Source organism: uncultured Paenalcaligenes sp. (assembly GCF_947630565.1).
In the GTDB taxonomy this organism is placed as follows: domain Bacteria; phylum Pseudomonadota; class Gammaproteobacteria; order Burkholderiales; family Burkholderiaceae_B; genus Paenalcaligenes; species Paenalcaligenes faecalis.
Map to the genome: position 1 here is coordinate 47,671 of NZ_CANRIC010000001.1, position 25,078 is coordinate 72,748.

Consider the following 25,078-nt stretch of genomic DNA (forward strand, 5'->3'; position numbering starts at 1 on the left):
GCAGCAATAACGCTAATAAATGGTAAGCATACGATGTGTATACTTGTTGAATAAAAAATCGCCTCTATTGTACCGCTTACGAGAGGCAATAGAGGATTAGCCTAAGATACCAGGGGCTTTAACCACCTGATCAATCGCCTTTAAGCTACGTAATAATTGTGCCATTTGATCTAAGCGCACGGCATTCGGCCCGTCAGAGAGTGCATTGCATGGATCAGGGTGTGTTTCCATAAATAAACCGGAAATCCCCGCTGCCACGGCTGCACGCGCTAAAACTGGTACAAATTCGCTTTGGCCACCTGATCTATCACCTTGACCACCGGGTAGTTGTACTGAATGCGTGGCATCAAACACAACCGGACAGCCCGTATCACGCATGATGGCTAAAGAACGCATATCAGAGACGAGGTTGTTATAACCAAACGAGGCACCACGCTCACACACCATAATGGTGTCGCCATCGCCACCAGCCTCTAAAGCTGCAGCACGGGCTTTTTCCACCACGTTTTTCATATCTTGTGGTGCTAAAAACTGGCCTTTTTTAATATTTACCGGTTTTAGCGTAGCGGCACATGCTTGAATAAAATCAGTTTGCCTACATAAAAAAGCGGGAGTCTGTAACACGTCCACAACGGCCGCTACATCATCTACCTGCTCTTTTTCATGCACATCTGTCAACACGGGAACACCAAAATGCTCTCGTACATCCACTAAGATTTGTAAGCCCGCTGCCATGCCTAGCCCGCGAAACGAACTGCCAGAGCTACGATTTGCTTTATCAAACGAACTTTTATAAATAAAGGGAATACCGAGTTCGTCCGTGATTTCTTTAAGGTAACCTGCTGTGTCAAAAGCCATTTGGCGTGACTCAATCACACAAGGCCCAGCAATCAAAAAGAAAGGCTGATCAATTCCAACCTTAAATCCACATAATTCCATCGTCGTTCTCACAAAAACATGCACCGTCGCGGCGGTGCATGAAAATTAAGATTACGCTTTGTGCGCCAAGGCCGCCTTAATGTAGCTAATAAAAAGCGGATGTCCATCACGAGGAGTTGAAGTAAATTCAGGATGGAATTGCACCCCCATAAACCACGGGTGCTTCGCTTCGGGCAACTCCATGATCTCAGGTAGGCTTTCACTTGGAGTACGGGCGCTAATAACTAAGCCAGACTCTTCAAGACGAGGCACGTATACATTATTAACCTCAAAGCGGTGACGATGGCGCTCATTGACCAATGGGCCATAGATCTCAAAGGCACGTGTATCGGGTTTAACAGGACACTCTTGCGCGCCCTTGCGCATCGTTCCACCTAGATCCTCATTCCCCGAGCGATGCTCTACTCGACCTTCACGGTCTTTCCACTCGGTAATTAACGCCACCACAGGATGTGCCGCAGAGGGATCGAACTCCGTACTGTTAGCTCCGCCCAAGCCTGCCACATGTCGTGCAAACTCAACCACAGCCAACTGCATACCCAAACAAATCCCTAAATAAGGAATATTGTTTTCCCGTGCATAGCGAATGGCTTGTATTTTGCCTTCGGTACCACGCTTACCAAACCCGCCAGGTACTAAAATGGCATTAAAGCCTGTTAAGCAATCTGTACCATTGGTTTCAATGTCTTCGGAGTCAATGTATTCAATCTGTACATCAGTACGAGTATGAATACCAGCATGAGTCAACGCCTCGGATAAGGACTTGTAGGATTCAGTCAGCTCTACGTATTTACCTACCATCGCAATGCGCACGGCATGCTCAGGATTTTTAAGAGAGTGAACTAAATTATCCCACATGGATAAATCGGCAGGAGGCGGTGACAAAGCCAATGCATCACACACTAAATTATCCAAGCCTTGGCGATGTAGCATTGCCGGAATTTCGTAAATGGTTTCAGCATCTTTAACTGAAATCACTGCATCCAATGGGACGTTGGAAAATAATGAAATTTTAGCGCGCTCATCATCAGGAATCTCACGATCAGCACGACACAAAATGGCCTCTGGATACAAGCCGATTTCGCGCAATTTTTGTACGGAATGCTGAGTTGGCTTGGTTTTTAATTCACCAGCTGATGGAATGAATGGCACTAAGGTCAAGTGAACTAAAGCCGTATTGTTACGACCTAAGCGTAAACTCATTTGACGAATAGCCTCTAGGAACGGAAGGGATTCAATATCACCAACCGTACCGCCAATCTCAACAATTGCGACATCGGCTTCGCCGTTGTAAGCGGCCTTAGCACCACGTGCAATAAAATCTTGAATTTCATTGGTAATGTGCGGAATCACCTGCACAGTTTTACCCTGATAATCCCCACGACGCTCTTTGCGTAGTACGGACTCATAAATCTGGCCTGTGGTGAAGTTGTTCACTTTGCGCATGCGTGTTGTCACAAAGCGCTCGTAGTGACCTAAATCCAAGTCGGTTTCAGCACCGTCCTCGGTCACAAAAACCTCACCATGCTGAAACGGGCTCATGGTGCCTGGGTCAACGTTGATGTAGGGGTCAAGCTTCAACATAGTCACACGTAAACCGCGTGACTCAAGAATAGCGGCTAAAGAGGCAGCCGCAATACCTTTACCTAATGAGGAGACGACGCCCCCGGTAACAAATACGTATTTGGTGGTCATTGTGAATAGCTATCCTGAGTCAAATCAGGCGAGAACTGGAAATTTGAATTATAACGGCTTGCCCGCCCTAGTTGGAACAATTTGTTGTTGCTAAAGGTTGAGTGCGTTGTTCTAACCACGCCAATGCCTCACCACTAACAAGCGGAGCTAACCGCACATATACCTCTTGATGATACTGATTTAGCCACTGTACCTCGGCCATAGTCAATACCATCGGATCAATACAGCGTGTATCAATGGGGCATAAAGTCAGTGTTTCAAAAGCATAAAGCTCGGCAAATTCGTTGCGTAAATGCGGCACACACACAATTAGGTTCTCAATACGAATCCCCCACTGATTAGCCCGATATAAGCCGGGCTCATTAGAGGTAATCATACCTAACTGTAGGGGCTGTGGTTGAGCCCCTGGTCGTGTACGCCAAGAAATAGATTGAGGCCCCTCGTGTACGTTTAAAAAATATCCTACACCGTGGCCAGTGCCATGACCAAAGTCTAAACCCGCTTGCCATAATGGCATTCTAGCCACCACATCTAATTGTTGGCCGGTCACCCCTTTAGCGAACACCGCCATCGATAAGCTGATCATCCCTTTTAAGACTAAAGTGTAATCTTTCTTTTGCTCTGCGGTGGGGGTCCCCACAGGAACAACACGAGTAATGTCTGTGGTGCCACCCGCGTATTGTCCGCCTGAATCAATCAGCAGTAATCCATCACCGGTGATCTCTGAATAGGAGTCTGGAGTGGCCTGATAATGAGGCATAGCCCCATTCGGACCAAAAGCAGCAATCGTGCCAAAGCTAGGCGAGATAAAGTGGGGTCTACGAGCCCGAGCCGCTGTTATTTGCTCATCAACCTCTAGTTCCGTCACCGCACGGGTTAGCACGGTCTGTTCAAACCAAGCAAAAAACTCACATAAAGCAGCCCCATCTTGGGCCATTGTTTGTCGTACTTGTGCTATTTCAGCCTGATTTTTACATGCTTTTAACAAAGTAGAAGGATTCGCAGCCTGTATCAGCTGCACCTGTTTAGCAGCAGCCAATACGCCAACCGTCACAGCACTGGGATTAACCAGTAATGTGGTGCTGTCGCTAAGCTCTGCTAAAGCCTCAGCTAATGATGAGTAAGGTTGAACCTCAATATTCTGTTGATATAAATAATGCGCAACCTGAGCTGTTATTTTACGTTGATCAATAAATAAAGTGGCTTTATCTTGGCTGATTAATGCATGAGCTAGAAAGACGGGGTTATACGCCACGTCGCTACCTCGTAAATTAAACAGCCACGCCAAATCGTCTAAGCTAGAAATCAAATGGGTTTGCGCACCGAGTTGCTGCATCTGACTGCGTACCGCCTGTAAATTATCAGATACATGGCGTTGGCAAAATGGTGGCTCATGCACAAAAAGAGGGGCACAGGGTAACTCAGGACGATTTGGCCAAATAGGTGCAAGTAAATCCACGTTCTGATCTAGCGTTAGGCCAGATTGATCAGCCATTTTTTGCCATGTTTGTGATTGAGATAAGGCGACAACTTGGCCATCAAATGCCACTGTTTGTCCAACTGGTAAATGCGCAGCAACCCAATCCACCATCTCTGGGGTATGTCCATCGCCCCAACGCATTAGCTCAAAACCACTGTCTTGCAGATCGGTTTCTGCCTGAACCCAATAGCGACTGTCTGTCCATAATCCAGCAAAATCAGCAGTCACAACCAATGACCCCGCTGAGCCCTCAAAACCGCTTAGCCACGCTCGACCTTGATAGTAATCGGGTAAGTATTCAGATAAGTGCGGATCGGAGCTAAACACCACATACGCATCTACTTGGGCCTGCTGCATGGCAGAACGCAGCTGTTCTAAACGGGATAAATATACAGACATAACCATCGCTATAAAAAAGAAAACAGGCACACCTCTATTGCAGTATGCCTGTTTACATTACTCGTAAATAGGGGGTTTAGGCAACTGCCGAAACATCCATTTTTACTTCTGTTTTTGCTTGAATTTCCTCTAGGGTTACACCGTCGGCTAACTCAAGTAATTTCAAACCGGTTTCTGTGACTTCCATCACACCCAAGTCAGTGATAATTAAATCCACCACGCCAACACCGGTTAAAGGCAAGTTGCACTCGGACAAAATTTTCAGAGATTCAGTGCCGTCCTTAGAACGAGCCACATGGTCCATCAACACCACGACACGACCAACGCCGGCCACTAAGTCCATAGCGCCGCCCATTCCTTTCACCATTTTCCCTGGAATCATCCAGTTCGCTAAATCCCCCTTTTCAGAGACTTGCATCGCCCCCAAAATAGCAAGGTTAATTTTACCACCCCGAATCATTCCAAACGAATCGGCAGATGAGAAAAAAGAGGAGCCAGGCAGAGTAGTTACGGTTTGTTTACCGGCATTAATTAGATCTGCGTCTACCTCGTCTTCGGTAGGGAACGGGCCAATACCCAATAGACCATTTTCAGATTGCAACCAGACTTGCATCCCTTCGGGTACATGGTTGGCAACTAACGTCGGCATCCCAATGCCTAAGTTAACGTAAAAACCGTCTTGTAATTCTTTTGCAGCACGCGCTGCCATTTGATCTCTATTCCAAGCCATTTTTTCCTCCTAGCGAGTCGTGCGTTGTTCAATACGTTTTTCAGGGTTTTCGTTCAAGATAATTCGATGAACAAAAATACCGGGTAAATGAATATGATCAGGATCTAATTCGCCTACCTCAACGATTTTCTCAACCTCTACCACCGTCGTTTTACCTGCCTGAGCAATGTTGGGGTTAAAGTTACGAGCTGTTTTACGGAAAATTAAATTACCACTACGGTCAGCAATATGGGCTTTGATAAGTGATACATCAGGAGTAATGGCTTTTTCCATGACATATTGTTTACCATCAAATTCACGCACCTCTTTGCCCTCTGCCACAATCGTACCTACACCCGTTGCAGTAAAGAACGCAGGAATACCAGCACCACCTGCACGCAAGCGTTCAGCCAGTGTTCCCTGTGGGGTAAACTCCAGCTCAAGCTCACCAGATAAATACTGACGCTCAAATTCTTTATTTTCGCCTACATATGAGGAAATCATTTTTTTGATTTGGCGAGTTTCTAGGAGCAGACCTAAGCCAAAGCCATCTACACCTGCGTTATTGCTTACGCAGGTTAAGTCTTTTACACCTGAATCACGTAAGGCAGCGATTAATGCTTCGGGAATCCCACATAGACCAAAGCCTCCAACCCCAATGGTTTGTCCATCTGCAACTAGACCTTGTAAGGCCTCAGTAGCACTGGCATATACCTTATCCATAACGACAGCTCCTATAAAAATAAACGCACTCAACCTGTGCGCCCAAACACTATTTATTGTTTTCTATATTTGTTCCTGCTACAACAGTAGTAGCAGTCATAAAAGATACATACTAAGAGTATAACGAGCTACAACAAAAATGAGTGGACTAAAATCAAGTCTAGTCGATCAAAATCATAGCTACTTTAACTTTGGCTACCATACAATAAGACAAATTCACTCCCTACACAGCACCATGCTGTGTTAATACGGCAAAACAAATAACCATGACGGAGAATAATATCCATGTCTGAACGAGAATCAATGGAATATGATGTGGTCATCATTGGTGCAGGGCCTGCCGGCCTTGCTGCAGCCATACGCTTAAAACAAGTCGCTGCAGAAAAAAATCATGACATCAGCGTCTGTGTTTTAGAAAAAGGGGCCGAGGTCGGTGCTCATATTCTCTCTGGTGCAGTAATGGATCCTCGTGCGCTATCCGAGCTCATTCCTGACTGGAAAGAAAAGGGAGCCCCTCTTAATGTGCCCGTTAGCGACGACCAGTTTCTATTTTTAACGGCAGATAAAGCTCGCAGCACTCCGGCATGGATGCTACCGGATTGCTTTAAAAATGATGACAACTACGTAGTGCGCTTAGGTGAGTTTACCCAATGGCTAGGCGAACAAGCCGAAGCCCTAGAGGTAGACTTATTTCCTGGCTTTGCTGCGGTAGAGATTCTTTATACCGATGAGGGTGCAGTACGTGGGATCGTTACTGGTGACATGGGCATTGCCCGTGATGGTACGCACAAACCAGACTATCAGCCCGGGATGGAACTATTAGCTAAATACACCCTCTTTGCCGAGGGCTCTCGGGGCCAATTAGGTCGTCAACTCATTGAAAAATACAAATTAGACGCGGGTCGAAATGCTCAAAGTTACGCCCTAGGTATCAAAGAGATGTGGGAAATTGACCCCTCTCGCTCACAACCCGGTTTAGTTATGCATACCGCAGGTTGGCCCTTAGATCCTGACACCTACGGTGGCTCTTTTCTGTACCACTTAGACAACAACATTGTCGTCGTCGGTTTAGTCGTAGGCTTAGATTATGCTAACCCCTGGTTATCCCCCTTTGAGGAATTTCAACGCTATAAAACACATCCGACCATTAGGCCGACGTTCGAGGGAGCAAAGCGTATTGCCTATGGGGCACGCACTCTTACCGCCGGAGGACTCTTAGCCTTACCTAAGTTTGTATTCCCAGGTGGTGCAATGGTGGGCTGTGAGGCCGGATTTTTAAATGCCTCTCGCATTAAAGGCAGTCATGCGGCGATCAAAAGTGGCATGCTAGCCGCTGAAGCTGCCTTTGAAGCCATCCAAGCAGATCGTCAACATGATGATCTTACCGCTTACACCCATGCTTTTGAGCGCTCTTGGCTCTACGAGGAACTCAATAAGGCACGTAACTTTAAACAATGGTTTAAAAAAGGTCGTAGTGTAGGAACCTTGATGACAGGGATCGAACAGCTTGTTCTGAAAGGTAAAATGCCTTGGTCGCTAAAAAGCACAAAGCCTGACCATGCGTATCTACAGACAGCCGCTATGTGCGCCCCTATTGCTTATCCTAAACCCGATGGTGTGCTGACCTTTGACCGATTAAGTTCGGTGTACTTGTCAAATACCAACCACGAAGAAGACGAGCCCATTCATCTCACCTTAAAGGACTCGTCTATCCCAGTGCGTGTTAATCTGGCCGAGTATGCTGGTCCAGAAAGCCGCTATTGTCCCGCAGGCGTTTATGAGTTTATCAAAGATGATACGGGGTCAGATCAGCTACAAATTAATGCGCAAAACTGTGTGCACTGTAAAACCTGTGATATTAAAGATCCCACCCAAAATATTGTCTGGGTGGCCCCCCAAGGGGGCGAAGGTCCAGTGTACCCAGGCATGTAACTGTCTCATCTAAATAAAGGCGCCTTGGGCGCCTTTATTTTACTGTGCAGCACGTTCGCCACGTTCAAACTGTATTTGTCTTAACACCACTAAGCCTGCAATAAAAAACAAAGCCGTTGCACTTAATGCTAAGCGGTGATTACCGCCGCTAAACCAGCTAACCAATCCATAAGCCAATGGCCCAACCACAGCAGCTAACTGCACAGAAAAAGCCCATAGACTATACATTTCAGCCAACCTTCCGGCTGGAGCTAACAATCCAACCATTGCTCGCCCCGCACTTTGACTGCTGCCTATACATAAACCAGCTAAGGCAGCCGCCCACCAAAACCCGGAAACTGAAGTCGTTACCACCGCCACAATCACCATCACTAACCAGCCGCATAACGTAATGGCTAAGGCTCGTTTATGTCCAATACGATCTTGTACATGCCCAAATGTTAACGCCCCTACAGCTGCCGCTATATTGACTGTAAAAATAAGCATCATGGTCTGGCTCATGCTAAAGCCCATCGCTTGAGTCGCATAGACAGAGGACAAAGTAATAATGACGGCTATACCAGCATGATAACAAGCACCACAAATCAACAGCCAACCTAAATCCGGATAGCTGCTACGACACTCTTTATAAAGAGAAGGCAGTCTCTGCCAAAAACTTAATCGTAATTGTTTGGTCTCTACAACAGGTTTACGTTGACGTAAAAAAATCAGTGCAGGCGTTGCCGCCAAGGCAAATACCCCGGCTGTTAAACCCATTACCCATGGCACATACGAGCTAGCCCCTAAGCCCTGTCGCTCTGAACTCATCACTAGCCAGAGCGATAAACCCAAGGTCAACATGCCACCAAAATAACCAAACCCCCAACCCCAACCTGACACTCGACCCAATGCTTCGCGCTTAGCAATCTCAGGTAAAAAAGCAGCAATCATGGCTTCGCCTACGCCATAGGCATAATTAGACAGCAGCAGAAATAACACCGCCCACCACACCGTCCCGGCTTCAGCCTTAGCAAGTAATACAGTTGCTAAAACACAAGCGATTGTGCTGAAAAGCAACAGACTTTTTTTGTTACCTGTTCTGTCTGCCCATGCCCCCATTTGTGGCAAGGTACACATTAATAAAAGATAAGAAGCTGAAAGCGTTGCAGTTAGGATTAAGGTCGCAGCAGGATGATGTGCCGCAACCACACCAACAAAATACGCACTGAATACTGTGGTTAGCACCACCGTGGTATAGCCGGAATTGGCAAAGTCATATAAAGCCCAAGCAAAAAGCTCTCGCTTTTTCACCTGCTTTTGTAAAGCAGAAGTCATACTCATCGTCTATTCTCTGATTCAATTAACACAAATGGCTTAACAGCTGTTGCTCATTTTGGCATACAAGGCCATAAACATATAAGACAAATTGCTAACCTAGGGCTTTCACTGTTTACCTTATTAGATAGCTTAGGTACACTTCTACCCAGCTATTGTTCAATTTGCCGGATGTTGTGTTCAATCCGTTACCTACAAAACAAACACAACATCCCCGTTTGTGTTGTAACCACATAAAGCAAGCCATAACAGTCAATAACTCTATGTCCTCATTACTAAAATTTCTCAGCCCTGCGCGTATCGGTATTGTTTTATCAGCTCTATGGCTTACTGGTTGTGTTACAACCCAAGGCCCTGACTCTGCCGAAGCCGAATCTTTACTGGCACAATTAAATCAAGAATACGCCTATAACACCCAGTCTGACCCGCTGGGTGCCTACCTAGAAAATCGTGGCAAAGCTGATGTCATTACGACCTACAGCCACTCTAGAGACAGTAAAAATACGGGTTTAGCTGCAAATAATCATGGTTTTGCCAACACTGCACTTAATTACTTAGGTGTTAAATATCGCTTTGGTGGCAATGCCCCTTCTAGCGGTTTCGATTGCAGTGGCTTGGTCAGCTATGTGGCAGAAAAATCCTTAGGCTTACAGCTACCGCGCCGTTCTGCCGAAATGGCACGTCTTGGCCAAAGTATTAAACGTAATGAATTACAAAAAGGCGATCTCGTCTTTTTTAATACCAGTGGAAAACGCAATTCACATGTAGGGATTTATTTAGGGGATAATAAATTCGTTCATGCCCCTAGCACAGGCTCTGTGGTTCGTGTCGAAGACATGACCATTGCTTATTGGAACAAACGTTATAATGGTGCTCGACGCTTAGCTAGTGTTAAATAAGCAAAACTCAATATAAAAAAGGCGCTTTAAGCGCCTTTTTTATTAGGTTTATTTTCACTACATCAACACCTAGTGTAATTGTTTATACGGACAATTTTCACAATAGCCTTCTTGTGTTAAGGCTGCCTTAACACTGCAGACTGACCGTCTACAAGCAACGATTTTGATACCAGATCGTTGGGCTGCAGCTCTAAATGTTTTCATCACATTATGCCCAAGAAAATCCGTTAATAAAATCAACAACTCTGTGCCTGATGGCAGAGCTAAGGTTTTCTTTTGATGAGCCGGATCACGGCCACTAATATGCTGTTTGATCTTGATGTTATGAGTTTTGAGCAAGTCTGGAATATTCCCCAAGCGATCTGCTCCGACGATAACAGCACTTACCTGTTGCAACATAACATAGTCTCCATCTATTGATATGATTACAAATGATAATCATTCTCATTTAGATTGTCAATTGATGTCTTAGATCAAAATCAACTATGGCGAATCACGTTCACTCATTTGCACCCAATGCAGCCTCAATCACATCGCGCTCCAAATCAGGATTTAACATCTCTAGCATGACATATAAATAGTCACGCATAAATGTTCCCTCTTTGACAGCAACCTGTGTTTGATGAGTACCGAATAAATGGCCAGCAGGTAAGCCGACTAGAGCCTTATCACGACGAGGATCAAACGCCATGCCCGCAATAATTCCTATACCTAGACCAACATCCACATAGGTTTTAATTACATCTGCATCAATCGCCTCTAAAACAATATCAGGAGTAATGCCTTCTTTGGCGAACGCATTATCAATAGAGGTACGACCTGAAAAAGCGTGGTCATACGTCACGATTGAGTATTTGGCTAATTCTTTTAGGCTGAGCGCCTCGGCTCGATTCGCTGGCAAATCAGCCAATGGGTGATCTGGACGCACTACGACGGTGTGCTGCCACGAATACACAGGCATCGTAATCAAGCCAGGGGTGTTTGATAAGGTCTCTGTCGCTATAGCTAAGTCAGCTTGTTCGTGCAAGACCATCTGCGCCAATACGGGAGGGCTGCCCTCGGCTAACGACATATGTACCTTGGGAAAGCGCTCTCTAAAAGCGGGAATCACCTTAGGTAATAAATAACGGGCTTGAGCATGCGTACAACCGATGACTAAAGCGCCCTCGTCGTGACGAGCAAAATCATCACTCACTCTGCGTAAGTTATCTACCTCACGCATAATACGCTCAATGACTTGAGCCACGGCATCGCCCGGACGTGTCAGTCCTTTTAGGCGTTTACCGTGACGTTCAAAAATTTTAATACCTAGCTCGTCCTCGAGCTCAATAATCGCTTTAGATACCCCAGGTTGTGAGGTATATAAGGCACGAGCTGCATCCGTTAGATTGTAGTTTTGACGAATGGTTTCTCGTACGAAACGAAATTGCTGTAAATTCATATGATAAGCCCCAAAGTTATGATCTTATTATATAGAATATAGATAGCTTATATTATTCCCTTTAGTTATATGCTTAACCGTATTTTTACTTAACTATTATCTCTATTTTTTGGAGCTTTAACCCGTAACCGTTGCCAGAACATCACGATCATTAACAGCGCAAACAAAGCGTGGACCATCCACACCCCAATTTCAAATGGCAGGCTCTCGTTTGCAATCCAACCACGGGAAAGATTTATTAGGTTCATATAAAGTAACCCAATCAAACCGGCCAGCATCACATCACCTGACTTACCTAAACGTGGATTGACTGCGCCTAAAGGAATCGCCAATAAACACAGATTAATAACCGCTAAAGGTAAAGCTAAACGCCACATTATCTGCGCCCAAGATTTTGCCGTCTGATCGGTCAACAACTGAGTCGTAGGTCTACCTTTAATGTGTTGCTCTGCTTTTGCCCGTATATTTTCTGGGCTGCTTTGATCGTCTTTACTTTCTAATCGAACCCCATAACTATCAAAATACGCTAGACGTAATTGCGGAGCACCGGGTAATACATCATAACGTTGACCTTGTTTTAAAACGAGAAATCGGTCTCCGTTATCAGCAGTTTCAATGTGTGCACTGTTTGCCGTAATCACATTGACCCAGCCCTCCTCATCAATCACCCTAGCCACAACCTTGCCTAAATCGTCCTCGGTTTGTTCGGGGGACTCAGTGAAAAAGACACGATTACCGTCCTCGGTCTCAATAAATTGACCTACCGTGACCTTGCTTAGATCAGAGCGTAACTCAAAACGCTGACGGTACTCGGACATCTGTCTATAAGCCCAAGGCGAAGCATACAGTGTTAATAGAGCGATCAATATTGCCACTGGCACAGCACAGCGCAAAATAGGTGTAATCCAATCTTTGAGAGAAAGACCGCTGGTAAACCACACCACCATCTCGGACTCTCTGAAACTGCGTGTCACCGTGCTTAATACGGCAATAAATAGTGAAACCGTTAAAATAACCGGTAGGGCCGTGATACTCGAAAATACGGCTAAACTAAATACGACCTCGGCTCCAATACTACCTCCTGCTGCCTCGCCTAATAAACGAACCAATAACACACTTAGCCATACAATCAGCAGTGTAGACAACACCACACCCGCATGGCTTAGAATTTCAGATACAACGGCGCGTTTAAATAAAGACATATATGCGACAATAGATAGGTACATTGGCATGGAGCCAATTTTTAAAGGAACAATTATGGAATTTAGCACACAAAGTACAACTGATTTAGCCAAAATCCAAACTCAAGCCTTGAGCGTTGGCGTATTTAAAAATCAAGAACTAAGCGACGCCGCGCAACAAATCGATCAAGCGAGCAATGGGGCCATCCGTGCTGTGCTTGAAGCCGAGTTCAAAGCAGATGCTAAAACCCATCTCGTATTACGTCACCTAGATGGTGTGGCAGCTCAGCGCATTGTATTAATTGGTCTAGGCGAAAAAGCCAAATACAATGCAAAGGCTCATGCAGCTGCAGAGTCTGTGTTTGCATCGTACTGCAAATCGGCCTCCATCACTGAGGCGGTATCAACATTAGCTAGTATAGACGTAGCACAAAATACCGTCGCTGATCGAGCCCGTGCCGCTGCTCAAGCCGTAGGTTATGCCAATTACGCTTACGATGCGACCTTAAGCAAAAAAAATGAAGACAAAAGCATCGAAAAATTTGCTGTGTGGTCAGCGCCAACCTTAACGGCTGAAACCCAAACAGGGCTCACACATGGTAAAGCCATCGCTGACGGCGTTAATTTTACTCGCTTATTGGCCGATTTACCGCCTAACGTGTGTACCCCAACTTATCTCGCTCAGGCTGCTAAAAAACTCGGCGAAGAGTTCGATTCATTAAAAGTCGAAATTCTTGAACGCAAGCAGATTGAAGCGCTCAAAATGGGCTCCTTCCTATCCGTTGCTAAAGGCTCTGAAGAACCGCCTGTCTTTATTATCATCAAACACAGCCCTGCTCAAGCTTCTGACGAAGCCCCTTTAGTTCTTGTCGGTAAAGGCTTAACCTTTGATGCCGGTGGTATTTCCTTAAAGCCCGCTGCCAACATGGATGAGATGAAGTACGATATGGGCGGTGCTGCCAGCGTACTGGGTGCTATGCGTGCAGTCGCTGAACTCAATCTAAATCGTGAAATCATCGGTGTTATCGCCTCATGCGAAAACATGCCTAGCGGCAAAGCCAATAAACCCGGTGATGTCGTTACCTCTATGGCAGGTAAAACCATTGAGATTTTAAATACAGATGCTGAGGGTCGCCTTGTTTTGTGTGACGCTCTCACTTATGTAGAACGATTTAACCCTGCGGCGGTGATCAATATCGCCACCTTAACAGGCGCATGTATCGTTGCTCTTGGTGACATCAATAGCGGTTTATTTAGTAACAACGATGCCTTAGCAGAGCAGGTCAAAGAAGCCAGTCAACAGACCAATGACGGCGTATGGCAATTGCCTATCACTGACGAATATCAAGCTAAGCTTAAATCTAACTTTGCGGATATCGCCAACATTGGTAGCCCAGGTGCAGGCTCTATCACTGCGGCTTGCTTCTTAGCTCGCTTTACTGAAAAGTACCCTTGGGCTCATTTAGATGTAGCTGGCACAGCCTGGAACAGCGGCGCAAACAAAGGCGCTACGGGTCGTCCAGTTCCAGTTCTCGTTCAGTACTTGATCAATCAATGCGCTGAGTAATATGTCTGTACGCGTCGATTTTGCCTTCGGCGCGCCCAACCGTTTGCGCACTACCTGTGATGTGGTGCGCAAACACTATTTAGCTGGGCGCAAACTCATCATTTATCAGTCAGACTCCAGAGAATTACTACGCCTAGATCGTATGCTTTGGGGCTTTGAGCCTACAGCCTATATTCCACATGTGATGGTCGAAGACCCACTAGCCAATCAAACGCCTATTTTACTTTGCCAACACGCTGACGCTCTCACGACCCCTGTGTATCCAGAAGCCTGGCTCATTAACCTAGATCAGCAAGGCCCTCCTCTACCTAGTTCTTTTACTCGTATTTTAGAGATCGTCTCTAACCAAGAAAGCGATAAGAGTTTTGCCAGACAGCGCTGGCGCCATTATCAGCAACACGGGTATGCGCTTCATAGCCACAACTTAGCCTAATTACACACCTCTTTTACTCTGAATGCTTGATCTGTCAGCTAATAGTCAGCTATTCTTAAACCAATTAATCATGCTTCAAAGGAATTAAGATGGATAACTCTCATCAAAATATGCCCTCGTATGCAGGTAATGCTCAATCCGCATTGGCCCGCAATCGAGTATTACGCAATACGTATCTACTTTTAGCCGTCTCTTTGATCCCTACTGTAATTGGGGCATGGGTAGGCTTACAAACTGGTATTAATAGCCTTATGGGCTCTAGCCCTGGCTTTAGTGCAATCTTGTTTTTAGCTGGTGCTTTTGGTTTGATGTTCTTAATTGAGCGTAATAAAAATAGCTCTGTAGGCGTAGCCCTATTATTAGCCTTTACCTTTTTTATGGGTGTCATGCTCTCTCGCATGTTGGGCTTTGTGTTGGGGATGGGGAATGGGGCTCAGCTGATTATGCTGGCTTTTGGTGGCACTGCTGCTGTATTTGGTACGATGGCAACCATTGCCAGCACCACTAAGCGCGATTTCAGTGGAATGCAAAAATTTCTGTTCATTGGTGCTGTTATTCTTATTGTGGCATCACTGGCTAATATCTTTTTGCAACTACCAGCGCTGATGCTGACGATTTCCGTCATGGCCATCGCCATTTTCTCTGCCTTTTTGTTGGTAGACCTACAACGCATCATTAATGGCGGCGAAACCAATTACATTTCCGCAACGCTATCCGTTTACCTAAGCCTCTACAATATCTTTAGCAATTTATTGATGTTATTAGGTGTATTAGGGGGCGATCGCGACTAATTCGCATGCCAACCATACAAAAACGCAGTCAAGCAAAATGCTGACTGCGTTTTTTTTTATTTTAATTTACCCAAACGCCAATCATATACGAGTTTCCATATCCCCTCACTGGCAATCAACGCGACAGCTATCCAGATCGGAATATATGTCCACCATTCCTGAGAAGCTATGGGCTCACCTAATAATAAGAAGGCCACCCAAAATAGCAACATCGGCTCTACATAGCCTAGCAAACCAAATACCCCTAGAGGTAATAAGCGACTCGCACTTAAATAGCCCACCAACGCCACAGAACTAATCAAGCCAAATAAAGGCACTTGCCAAAAAAAACGCGGCGTATCCATAAAGCGCGCAACTAAACCGATGTCTTGGGTATATAGCACATACAAGGCGGGTAATAATAAAAAGCTAAAATCAAACCACAATGAGGGCAACGCACCAATACGTAAATAGCGACGCAACATAAAATAAGGCGGATAACCAAAAGCAACTAAAGCCGTAGCCCATGAAAAAGAATACACACGCCAAAACTCATGCAATACCCCTGCTGCCGCAAAAGCAACAGCGACCCACTGTACCCAGCTAAGTTTCTCTTGGTAGAACACACGCCCAATCAACACCATCACTAAGGGCAATAAAAAATAGCCCAGCGATACATCCAATGCTTTTTGATGCACTGGCGCCCAGACAAATAACCACGTCTGTGTACCGAATAAGAAGGCACTTAGCGCCAATAAAAGAAAAAAACGAAAGTCAGTTACTAGTCGTAAGAAAATGGCTTTTACTTCGTCCCAGCGTTTAATTTTAGTGATAACAACCGCTAAGGCGGGCAAACCTAATACAATACGCCAAGCAAAAATCTCACCGCCAGATAGAGGGTCTAATATAGCGGCAAAATAATAAATAACAGCAAATAAAAAAGAGGCACCGACCGAAAAGGCAATACCTTGTTTCATACTGATTCCGCCATATAAAAAGAGCTAGCCAGCAAGACTAGTTCTGCATAGCCAACCGATAGTGTTTACCGAAATGAAAGAGTCGCTCACGCTTTAATAGCTCTAACACAGATAAAGGTTCTTTATCAGGAGCCGTTACTGCCACAGGCATTTGCTCTAGGATGACGCATAAATCCTGTTGTGCAATCGGCCACAATGAACAGAAAAACAAATCCGGCTCATACCTATCCAAGCCAAAACGTCGCAATTCACTGCGATTAAAATCTTTACTGTTACGCGTTAATATGCGTACAGTTTGTGATGTAAAACGTGCCTGCGCTGCTCTAGCTGCGGCAATCACATGCCAATCCTTAGGATCACTGTACGTTAACCCCTCTTTCCAATTATGAATGATACCTTGATCAGCCAACGGAAACTGCGTATCCCACTGAGTCCAATCTAACTCTAACTGAGAGCGCTCTACCCCCCATAGACGAGACGCATTTCTCAACCACTCGTCTCGAATAATTGGACTCCAAGCGGGTTGAAAATACCCTTTTTCAGCTAGAGACAAACAAATAAAACGCAAAACATTAGAAATCAGGATGCAAGCATCTAAAACCACAACCTCAGGTTGTTTATTTTCAGGCTCTAGCATGTTCTTGTAGCTCCATGAGTTCCATAAGTACATGACGTGTACGTAAAGGTCGACCTAACAAATAATCAATTCGATGCCGCAACTGTTGCCGTAGTCTAGGCTCATCTACGTGATCTGAAAAGTCAGGCGCTGACTCATCCAACCCATAACCCGTTTCTTGAAGTAAAAGCCATTCAAATTGACGTAAAGTCAGTGCGGCACGTTGACTACCCTGCACTAACGCATTTAGCGCAATTTTATATTGATCAAATAGCTCTGGGTGCGGGTCCTCACGCGGTAATAACCGTAGTATTAACTCGTTCATATACCAGGCCGACATCAAGGCTCGACCTGATAAAGGATGCAAACCAGCTAATTCGGCGCGGGTTAGGGTCTTAACTTCATTCGCTCCTGACCAAGACAACAATAAGGGTTGGAAGTTAAGTAGGACGGGTTTTAAAGCAGAATAAGGGCGCTTTGCGCCCTTTGCTACCAAAGCAACAATGCCATGGTCTCGAGTAAACATCTGTGTGATTAACGAACTTTCTTTCCACGCTGTTGAGTGCAGTAAATAGCTCGCCGCCTCTGAGACCCGTTGACGCTTATTACTCATGCCCTAATTCGCGCAAGGTAGCCTCGCGTTCAGTCCACCCTTTACGCACTTTGACATATACATCTAAAAACACGGGTTTTTCAAGTAAGTTCTGAATGTCCTGACGCGCCTCTGTTGCAATACGTTTCATGTGCATTCCATTTGCACCAAGCAATATAGGGCGATGGCCTTCACGCTCTACAAGTACACAGGCAGCAATACGAGCACCCGTCGGATTCTCATCCCACTGTTCTATCATGACGGCACAGCCATAAGGTAATTCGTCACCGACCAAACGGAAAATCTTTTCACGTAATAGCTCAGAAGCAATAAACCGCATAGAACGATCTGTGATCGTATCCTCTTCAAACATAGGCTCATTTAAAGGTAAATGTCTGGCGATTTCATCTAATAAGGTCTCTAACTGAACACCTCGTTGAGCACTAACAGGGAGCACAGCTGCATAATCGTACTTAGTCGCAACCTGAGCAATATAGGGCAATAGATCTGCTTTATTTTTAAATAAATCGACCTTATTTACCACCAGCAATACGGCGGCATCTTTAGGAAAAAGTGGAATTAACTGCTCATCTCCCGTATTCCACTTTCCTGCTTCTACCACATGCAATACCACATCTACATCGGTAAGAGACTGGGTCACTACACGATTCATCATGCGATTCATTAAACCACCATGACGAGTCTGAAACCCAGGCGTATCAACAAAAACGAACTGTTCTTTTTCGCGTGTTAATACACTATTAATGCGGTGACGAGTGGTTTGTGCCTTGCGTGACACAATAGAAATTTTAGCGCCTATTAACGCATTAGCTAACGTGGACTTGCCCACATTGGGGCGTCCTACTACGGTCACAAAACCGCAGCGAAAATCAGAATCAAAACTCATTGAGTATCCTGAATAAAATTAATGACGAGGACGACGCGCAACACGACTTGTTTTAGTCGGCTCAATCGCCTCGATGAGCTCAATCGCTTGTAGTGCAGCGGCTTGCTCTGCGGCCCTACGGCTACTGCCGTTAGCCTGCACCACAATATCAAGCTTATCAATGCGGCATTCCACATCAAACACCTGACTATGTGCCGCACCGTGCGTAGCAACAACTAAGTACAAAGGTAAATCCAAACGACGTCCTTGTAGCATTTCTTGCAGCAAGGTTTTAGGATCTTTGCCTAAGGTTTTAGGATCTACCGTCAATAAAATAGGCTCATATTGGCGACTCACCACATACGAGGCTGCCTCAAAACCGCCATCTAAGTAGACCGCGCCAAAGACGGCCTCTAGTGCATCAGATAAAATAGAAGGGCGTCTAAATCCGCCACTTTTTAATTCACCCTCGCCCAAACGTAAGTAATCTGACAAATCAAGCTGTTGAGCTATCTCTGCCAAGGTGGATTGTTTAACCAAGTTAGCACGCAAACGGGATAAGTCCCCTTCGTCAATGCGCTCAAACTGTTTGTACAGTAACGAAGCCACGATAAAGTTCAGCACTGAGTCACCTAGAAACTCTAAGCGCTCATTGTGTTTTGCATTATGACTGCGGTGTGTAACTGCTTGCTCTAGCAGAGCAGTATTTTGAAACTGGTAATCGATGGCGTCTTGTAAACGAGTAAGCCGTGCTGCCATTAGTGGAAACGTCCTATGCGACCGGGTTCGCTAAAATTCATCCAAATAAAAAACGCGCGACCCACTACATTTTCATCTGGTACAAAACCCCAATAACGGCTATCTAAGCTGTTATCGCGGTTATCACCCATCACAAAATAATGGCCATCTGGCACCACACAACGCATAGCTTGACGTGCATATTCACACTTGTCTAGATGCGGATAGCGCACAATCGGCATGTACTCATGATTTTGTTGGGTATTTAATAAGATCTCGTGTGGCTCTGCACCGAGTTGCTCTGTGAACTGAGACACATAACTATGTCGATCAGGTTCAAAATATTGACCACTAGGGGCTAAATCAATGCGCTTATCATTAATATAAAGCTGCTTGCCCTCGTAGCGAATCGTATCCCCAGCGACCCCAACAACCCGTTTAATATAATCAATACCTGGTTCAACAGGATATTTAAAAACCAAAACATCACCTGCTTTAGGGCTACCTAAAGGAATCAGTTTTTTGTTGATAACAGGGATACGAACACCGTATTGAAACTTATTCACCAAAATAAAGTCGCCATTTTGTAAGGTAGGCAACATAGATCCGGAGGGAATCCTAAACGGCTCAAAGATAAATGAACGCAGAACAAATACAAAGAGGATAACGGGGAAAAAACTCACCCCGTACTCTACCCACCACGGCATTAACCCCGCTTTAGCGCGGGCCTCATCCTTGAGCTCTTGTTGCTGTTGTGGGTTTAGTCCTGGAACATGCGGCACACTAGCGGCGGCCTCATCAGCTCGTTGACGACGTTTAGTCGCTAACGCATAACGATCCCAAAACCAGATGATTCCCGTAATCACCAACAAAATAAATAAAATCAGGGAGAAGTCCCAACGCATATGCGGCACCGTTTGTTATTTGTCTTCGACTTGTAAAATCGCCAAGAAAGCTTCTTGAGGAATTTCAACGTTCCCCACTTGCTTCATGCGTTTTTTACCTTCTTTTTGTTTCTCAATCAGTTTTTTCTTGCGAGAAATATCACCACCATAACACTTAGCCAATACGTTTTTACGTAGGGCTTTTACGTTTTCGCGAGCAATAACCTCGGCTCCGATAGCAGCCTGAATCGCAATATCAAACATTTGACGCGGGATAATACCGCGCATTTTAGACACCACCTCTCGACCGCGATAACGTGCATTTTGACGGTGCACAATCATGGAAAGGGCATCAACTCGATCTCCGTTAATCAAGAGATCCACTTTAACGACATCTGCGGCACGATATTCAATAAACTCATAGTCCATAGACGCATAACCACGTGATACGGATTTCAATTTATCGAAAAAGTCTAAAACAATCTCAGCAAGCGGAATTTCATAGACCAAACTAACTTGACGGCCTAAATACGTCATATTGATCTGAGCACCCCGTTTTTGGTTACAGAGTGTCATCACAGGCCCCACATAATCCTGAGGCATCAATAACGTCACTTGAACAATAGGCTCACGAATCTCGGCAATCTGTCCTACCTCTGGAATACGGGAAGGACTATCAATCATCAGCACCTCACCATCATTGCGATGTACTTCGTACACCACCGATGGGGCCGTAGTAATGATGTCCATATCGAACTCACGCTCTAGGCGCTCTTGAACGATTTCCAAATGCAATAGACCTAAGAAGCCACAGCGAAAACCAAATCCTAAGGCTTGTGAAACCTCGGGCTCAAACATCAATGACGCATCATTTAATTTAAGCTTTTCTAAAGAGTCACGAAGCTGATCGTATTCGCTGCTTTCAACTGGATATACACCAGCAAAGACTTGTGGCTTAACCTCTTTAAAGCCGGGTAACGGTAAAGGCGCAGCCTTATTACCGCTGTGCGTAATCGTATCGCCAACTTTAGCCTGCTCTAGCTCTTTAATTCCGGTCACCACAAAACCAACCTCTCCTGCTGACAACTGGTCCACAGGGGTTGCTTTGGGTGTAAACATCCCTATTTGTTCGCAGATATGGTTTGAGCCGTTAGCCATCATCTGAATTTTGTCGCGATGCTTTAATACACCATTCATGATGCGAACTAACATCACCACCCCAACGTAATTATCGAACCAAGAGTCAATAATTAAGGCTTGAAGAGGCGCGTCTACTGTACCTACAGGGGCGGGAATATGCGCCACTATTGCCTCAAGAATATCGTCAATCCCTTGGCCGGTTTTAGCACTAGCAGGAATAGCCTCTGAGGCATCAATCCCAATCACGTCTTCGATTTCTTGACGAGCTGCATCAGGATCTGCGGAAGGTAGGTCAATCTTATTTAATACGGGAATGACCTCAAGATCTTGCTCTAGGGCGGTATAACATGTGGCAACGGTCTGCGCCTCTACCCCTTGGGAGGCATCCACGACAAGCAAAGCACCCTCACACGCCTGCAGGGAACGGCTAACCTCGTAGGAAAAGTCCACGTGCCCGGGGGTGTCAATTAAGTTTAAACGGTATTCTTTGCCGTTTTTGGCTTTGTATTTTAGCGCTGCTGTCTGCGCCTTAATGGTAATGCCACGCTCTCGCTCAATATCCATCGAGTCCAACACCTGTGTGGACATTTCCCGGTCATCCAGACCGCCACAGCGTTGAATTAAACGATCAGCCAAGGTAGATTTACCGTGGTCAATATGAGCAATAATAGAAAAGTTGCGGATAAGATCCATAGACCCAAATAATAAAACAACCTGTTAGTCGGAGTCAGCCAATCAATACAAAAAAGGGGCGCTCAGGGCGCCCCTGCTTGGCTGTATAGTTTAGCCTTTTTTAAAGGGTTACTTGGTTGGTTTGACCAATACCCATTGGGCGTTGTTACCTCGCACTACTAAAAGTGCGGCATTTTTCCCTGCTGAAAGGGATTTTACTATGCGCTGATAACTATTTATATCTAAATCGTCGTGATTATTGATCTGCAAGATAATATCACCATCGGTAATCCCTGCATTCGTCGCTGGTTTGTCTGCACGTGTGACTTTTACCCCACTCTTTACATCCAAGCGCGCTAAGTCAGCAGCAGCTAAAGGCTCTACCTGTAGGCCAAGACGATCCGTGTCAACGGCGATTTCGGTAGGGGTCTCAGTTGCTGTACCCGTGGTTAATTCACCAACCTCTGTTTTTAGCGTTAGTGTTTTACCTTTACGCCATACCTCTACATCGACCTTTTCACCTGGTTTGACTGAGCCCACTATACGGGGGAGATCACTCATTTGCTTAATGGCTTTACCATCAAAGCTTAAGATTACATCCCCATTACGTATGCCCGCCTTTGCTGCCGGACCACCGTCTTCTGTGTTACTAACTAGCGCCCCTTTGCTATCAGATAAGCCCAGAGCTAACGCAACCTCTTCGCTGACATCGGTGATTTGTACACCTATTCTACCGCGAGTCACCTTGCCGTGGGCTTTAAGCTGATCCACCACATTCATCGCCTCATCAATAGGGATAGCAAGGGAAATCCCCATAAAGCCACCACTGCGAGATACGATCTGTGAGTTAACCCCAACGACCTGACCCGACAAGTTTAACAAAGGACCGCCTGAATTGCCCGGATTCACGGCCACATCTGTTTGGATAAAAGGTAAGTAGTCACCTGTATCGCGATTGATGGCACTAACAATCCCTACGGTTACGGTGGAGTCCAAACCAAAAGGAGAGCCGATCGCCATGACCCACTGTCCTTTTTTTAGGTCCGCAGGGTTACCTATAGTCAAAGGAGGCAAATCTGTGGCCTCTACTTTAATCAAGGCGACGTCCGTGCGCTCGTCTGCGCCTATTACCTTCGCTTTGTATTCTTTACCATCTACCAAAGTGACAAAAATATCTTTGGCCTCAGTAATCACATGATTGTTAGTTAAAATATAACCATCAGCTGAAATAATAAATCCTGAGCCAACCCCTCTGGGCACTACCCGCTCTTCGTCCTGAGAAGGTGCATTGCCACGATGCGGGTTTCCGTTCGGTCCAGGAGGCATAAAGTCAGGTCCAAAAAACCAACGAAATAAGTCATTCGGGTCGCCTCGCCCACCTATTGTTGGACGTACAGGTACCGACTCAGTTGTTCGGATATTCACCACTGACTTTTCTGTTTTTTCTACAATCTGACTAAAATCAGGTAATACTACTGCAGGGGCTGGCGTCGCATCTTGAGCCATTGCTGTGTGACTACCTAGACCTAAGCCAAGCATCACCGCCAAATACAGGCTACTAACAGTGTGACGAATTCGTTTAGTACGAGTTTGCATAAAATGGACTCCGTAGGTTGTTTTTATCTAGCAACAGGAACAAATTCTGTGTTGTTACCCAAATAATGTAGGGTCTCTAGGGGAACTTCACCAGTGGCAGTTAACCAAAAATCACCAATTCGTTTACGATAGAGATGAATACTGCCTTTTTTAGAGCCTGGGTCCGCTTTAAGACGCTGACTAAAACTATCAACTGGTTCTATAAAAATAGAAATCGAGGCTAATCCATCAGATAAGACCAGTTGGGCGACTTGACGCTCTGTGCGTATAAATCGAGTAATTTCAGTTACTGAATTAAACCCAACAGGATAAGGAATGCGCCAGCCTTGTGCTGCCAAATCGGTTTGCTCCATGTGAGCAGCAATGACCTTCCAGTCATTGTACTTCCAAGAGGTCTTTAGTGCATCCACCTCTACATTTTGCCCAATGGCTACATTTGCAAACGCCACCTGATTAAGCACTTTAATCTCTGGTTGCAATGACAGTGTTTGCAGCTTTAATAATAAATGCTGATCCACATCTACGCATAAATCGTAGCCATAACGCCAGCTGTCTCGTGGCATCAAAGTGTATTGTTGACACTGACGGCCTCCGACTCGTTGCGTAGGGCCTTGCTCAAAGGCATAGTATTTGTCTAAATGAGTCACATCACCCGTCAGAAATGCAGGAAAACGGTCATCTCTGGTTTTTTCTTGGATCACTATTTTTTGTTCAGGAATCAGGCATTGCGTCACATCATTCATACGAATGAATTCTCGGGCTAAACCATCAAGGATTTCTAAACGTTCATGCTCACCTTTGCCATCAACCACATGAACCAAGCGCATGGACTGCACACCCGCATCGCTGCTGTAACTCAGTACCCCCGAGTAGTCTAACTGTCTAGCGGCTTGCTGAACCTGCTGCAGCATCTCTGTCAATGGAGTCGAGGACGACTCGGCATAAGAAACACCTGAGTAACCAACTAAACTCAGGCTTAGAGACCAACACAGCGATCTACAAAAAGCCAACATAATTAATTACCTACTGAATAAGAGGCATAGCTAGCTAAGCCACCCCCTGTTAAGGATCGATGAGCATCAATGTAGTCCATCCATAACTCATCAGCACTTGCCAACACGGGAGATACCTCGTCAATAGGCTCTGGTTGCACAAACCAAAGAGTGGCTAATAAGGCAGCACTAATCGCTGCAGAAGGAACAAGCCAACGCCGCCATGCCTGTGCTTTTAAGGAGTTTGGGGCAAATACCACAGGCTCCTCATCAATCGCCTTAGCGAGACGAGCATAAAACAAATCCGATGGCTCTATAGCCAGATCATCGCTACGCAACACATCACCAATCAGGTGGTAGTTATCCCACAATTGACGACCATACGGAGTATCAAGCTGATCGGCATCCATACCCTGTTCATTATCTATCCAAAGAGAGATGGACTCTTCGAGACTTAGGCTTTGCATATCATCAGCCATATTGGTTTTTTTAGCTTGCATAGT

At 45.5% G+C, this 25,078-nt stretch carries 24 protein-coding genes; 5 read left to right on the plus strand and 19 right to left on the minus strand.

What is annotated here, in order from left to right; all coding sequences use genetic code 11:
• Positions 1 to 96: 96 nt before the first annotated feature.
• The 5 genes from kdsA to Q0Z62_RS00255 all read right to left on the minus strand — a co-directional run bounded on the left by kdsA (position 97) and on the right by Q0Z62_RS00255 (position 5,945).
• Positions 97 to 939, minus strand: coding sequence for a 3-deoxy-8-phosphooctulonate synthase (gene kdsA / locus Q0Z62_RS00235; protein WP_298050176.1), 843 nt, complete (start codon positions 937 to 939; stop codon positions 97 to 99).
• 51 nt (positions 940 to 990) lie between these two features.
• Complete coding sequence (locus tag Q0Z62_RS00240) at positions 991 to 2,634, minus strand: CTP synthase (RefSeq protein WP_298050047.1); 1,644 nt, start codon at positions 2,632 to 2,634, stop codon at positions 991 to 993.
• Positions 2,635 to 2,701: 67 nt separating this feature from the next.
• On the minus strand, positions 2,702 to 4,513 hold the full coding sequence (locus Q0Z62_RS00245) for an aminopeptidase P family protein (RefSeq protein WP_298050050.1): 1,812 nt from the start codon (positions 4,511 to 4,513) through the stop codon (positions 2,702 to 2,704).
• 76 nt (positions 4,514 to 4,589) lie between these two features.
• Entirely contained in the window at positions 4,590 to 5,243 is a 654-nt protein-coding gene (locus Q0Z62_RS00250) for a 3-oxoacid CoA-transferase subunit B (protein ID WP_269901560.1), read from the minus strand.
• A gap of 9 nt (positions 5,244 to 5,252) precedes the next feature.
• Entirely contained in the window at positions 5,253 to 5,945 is a 693-nt protein-coding gene (locus tag Q0Z62_RS00255) for a CoA transferase subunit A (protein ID WP_269901559.1), read from the minus strand.
• Positions 5,946 to 6,230: 285 nt separating this feature from the next.
• On the opposite strand from Q0Z62_RS00255, the gene Q0Z62_RS00260 reads away from it, so the two are divergent.
• Positions 6,231 to 7,877: an electron transfer flavoprotein-ubiquinone oxidoreductase gene (locus Q0Z62_RS00260; RefSeq protein ID WP_298050054.1), complete on the plus strand. Its 1,647-nt coding sequence runs from the start codon at positions 6,231 to 6,233 to the stop codon at positions 7,875 to 7,877.
• A 39-nt stretch (positions 7,878 to 7,916) separates the two neighbouring features.
• Here the strand turns inward: Q0Z62_RS00260 and Q0Z62_RS00265 are convergent, their stop codons facing one another.
• Positions 7,917 to 9,197, minus strand: coding sequence for an MFS transporter (locus Q0Z62_RS00265; RefSeq protein ID WP_298050056.1), 1,281 nt, complete (start codon positions 9,195 to 9,197; stop codon positions 7,917 to 7,919).
• A gap of 257 nt (positions 9,198 to 9,454) precedes the next feature.
• On the opposite strand from Q0Z62_RS00265, the gene Q0Z62_RS00270 reads away from it, so the two are divergent.
• Positions 9,455 to 10,090 (plus strand): C40 family peptidase, encoded by a 636-nt coding sequence (locus Q0Z62_RS00270; protein WP_269901556.1) that lies wholly within the window; start codon positions 9,455 to 9,457, stop codon positions 10,088 to 10,090.
• A gap of 69 nt (positions 10,091 to 10,159) precedes the next feature.
• Here Q0Z62_RS00270 and Q0Z62_RS00275 read toward each other — a convergent pair whose 3' ends face one another.
• The 3 genes from Q0Z62_RS00275 to lptF form a co-directional block, all read right to left on the minus strand.
• The gene (locus Q0Z62_RS00275; protein ID WP_298050059.1) at positions 10,160 to 10,489 is read right to left on the minus strand and encodes a DUF2325 domain-containing protein; all 330 of its coding nucleotides are present in this window, start codon (positions 10,487 to 10,489) and stop codon (positions 10,160 to 10,162) included.
• Positions 10,490 to 10,589: 100 nt separating this feature from the next.
• Positions 10,590 to 11,531, minus strand: coding sequence for a CysB family HTH-type transcriptional regulator (locus Q0Z62_RS00280; protein ID WP_298050061.1), 942 nt, complete (start codon positions 11,529 to 11,531; stop codon positions 10,590 to 10,592).
• An 89-nt stretch (positions 11,532 to 11,620) separates the two neighbouring features.
• Positions 11,621 to 12,733: an LPS export ABC transporter permease LptF gene (gene lptF / locus Q0Z62_RS00285; protein ID WP_298050063.1), complete on the minus strand. Its 1,113-nt coding sequence runs from the start codon at positions 12,731 to 12,733 to the stop codon at positions 11,621 to 11,623.
• A gap of 55 nt (positions 12,734 to 12,788) precedes the next feature.
• On the opposite strand from lptF, the gene Q0Z62_RS00290 reads away from it, so the two are divergent.
• The 3 genes from Q0Z62_RS00290 to Q0Z62_RS00300 all read left to right on the plus strand — a co-directional run bounded on the left by Q0Z62_RS00290 (position 12,789) and on the right by Q0Z62_RS00300 (position 15,503).
• Positions 12,789 to 14,279, plus strand: a complete 1,491-nt coding sequence (locus Q0Z62_RS00290) for a leucyl aminopeptidase (protein WP_269901552.1) — start codon at positions 12,789 to 12,791, stop codon at positions 14,277 to 14,279.
• Position 14,280: 1 nt separating this feature from the next.
• Positions 14,281 to 14,712, plus strand: coding sequence for a DNA polymerase III subunit chi (locus Q0Z62_RS00295; protein WP_269901551.1), 432 nt, complete (start codon positions 14,281 to 14,283; stop codon positions 14,710 to 14,712).
• A gap of 89 nt (positions 14,713 to 14,801) precedes the next feature.
• Entirely contained in the window at positions 14,802 to 15,503 is a 702-nt protein-coding gene (locus Q0Z62_RS00300; protein WP_269901550.1) for a Bax inhibitor-1/YccA family protein, read from the plus strand.
• A 56-nt stretch (positions 15,504 to 15,559) separates the two neighbouring features.
• Here the strand turns inward: Q0Z62_RS00300 and rarD are convergent, their stop codons facing one another.
• The 10 genes from rarD to Q0Z62_RS00350 all read right to left on the minus strand — a co-directional run bounded on the left by rarD (position 15,560) and on the right by Q0Z62_RS00350 (position 25,075).
• Positions 15,560 to 16,459, minus strand: coding sequence for an EamA family transporter RarD (gene rarD, locus Q0Z62_RS00305; protein WP_298050067.1), 900 nt, complete (start codon positions 16,457 to 16,459; stop codon positions 15,560 to 15,562).
• A 37-nt stretch (positions 16,460 to 16,496) separates the two neighbouring features.
• Positions 16,497 to 17,096, minus strand: coding sequence for a PIN domain-containing protein (locus Q0Z62_RS00310; protein ID WP_298050069.1), 600 nt, complete (start codon positions 17,094 to 17,096; stop codon positions 16,497 to 16,499).
• A complete protein-coding gene (gene recO / locus Q0Z62_RS00315) occupies positions 17,083 to 17,688 on the minus strand; it encodes a DNA repair protein RecO (RefSeq protein ID WP_269901547.1) in 606 nt (201 codons plus the stop codon). Before recO ends, Q0Z62_RS00310 begins: the two co-directional genes overlap by 14 nt.
• Entirely contained in the window at positions 17,681 to 18,574 is an 894-nt protein-coding gene (era, locus tag Q0Z62_RS00320; RefSeq protein ID WP_269901546.1) for a GTPase Era, read from the minus strand. The genes recO and era overlap by 8 nt, the downstream gene beginning before the upstream one ends.
• A gap of 18 nt (positions 18,575 to 18,592) precedes the next feature.
• On the minus strand, positions 18,593 to 19,312 hold the full coding sequence (gene rnc / locus Q0Z62_RS00325) for a ribonuclease III (RefSeq protein ID WP_298050071.1): 720 nt from the start codon (positions 19,310 to 19,312) through the stop codon (positions 18,593 to 18,595).
• Positions 19,312 to 20,196, minus strand: a complete 885-nt coding sequence (gene lepB, locus Q0Z62_RS00330) for a signal peptidase I (RefSeq protein ID WP_269901544.1) — start codon at positions 20,194 to 20,196, stop codon at positions 19,312 to 19,314. The genes rnc and lepB overlap by 1 nt, the downstream gene beginning before the upstream one ends.
• Before the next feature lie 15 nt (positions 20,197 to 20,211).
• Positions 20,212 to 22,008 (minus strand): translation elongation factor 4, encoded by a 1,797-nt coding sequence (gene lepA, locus Q0Z62_RS00335; RefSeq protein WP_269901543.1) that lies wholly within the window; start codon positions 22,006 to 22,008, stop codon positions 20,212 to 20,214.
• Between the two features lie 108 nt (positions 22,009 to 22,116).
• Positions 22,117 to 23,526 carry a Do family serine endopeptidase gene (locus Q0Z62_RS00340; protein WP_298050179.1) on the minus strand — a complete coding sequence of 470 codons (1,410 nt, stop codon included), beginning with the start codon at positions 23,524 to 23,526 and terminating at the stop codon, positions 22,117 to 22,119.
• A gap of 80 nt (positions 23,527 to 23,606) precedes the next feature.
• Positions 23,607 to 24,596, minus strand: coding sequence for a MucB/RseB C-terminal domain-containing protein (locus Q0Z62_RS00345; protein WP_269901542.1), 990 nt, complete (start codon positions 24,594 to 24,596; stop codon positions 23,607 to 23,609).
• Between the two features lie 2 nt (positions 24,597 to 24,598).
• A complete protein-coding gene (locus Q0Z62_RS00350; protein ID WP_269901541.1) occupies positions 24,599 to 25,075 on the minus strand; it encodes a sigma-E factor negative regulatory protein in 477 nt (158 codons plus the stop codon).
• Positions 25,076 to 25,078: the final 3 nt, after the last annotated feature.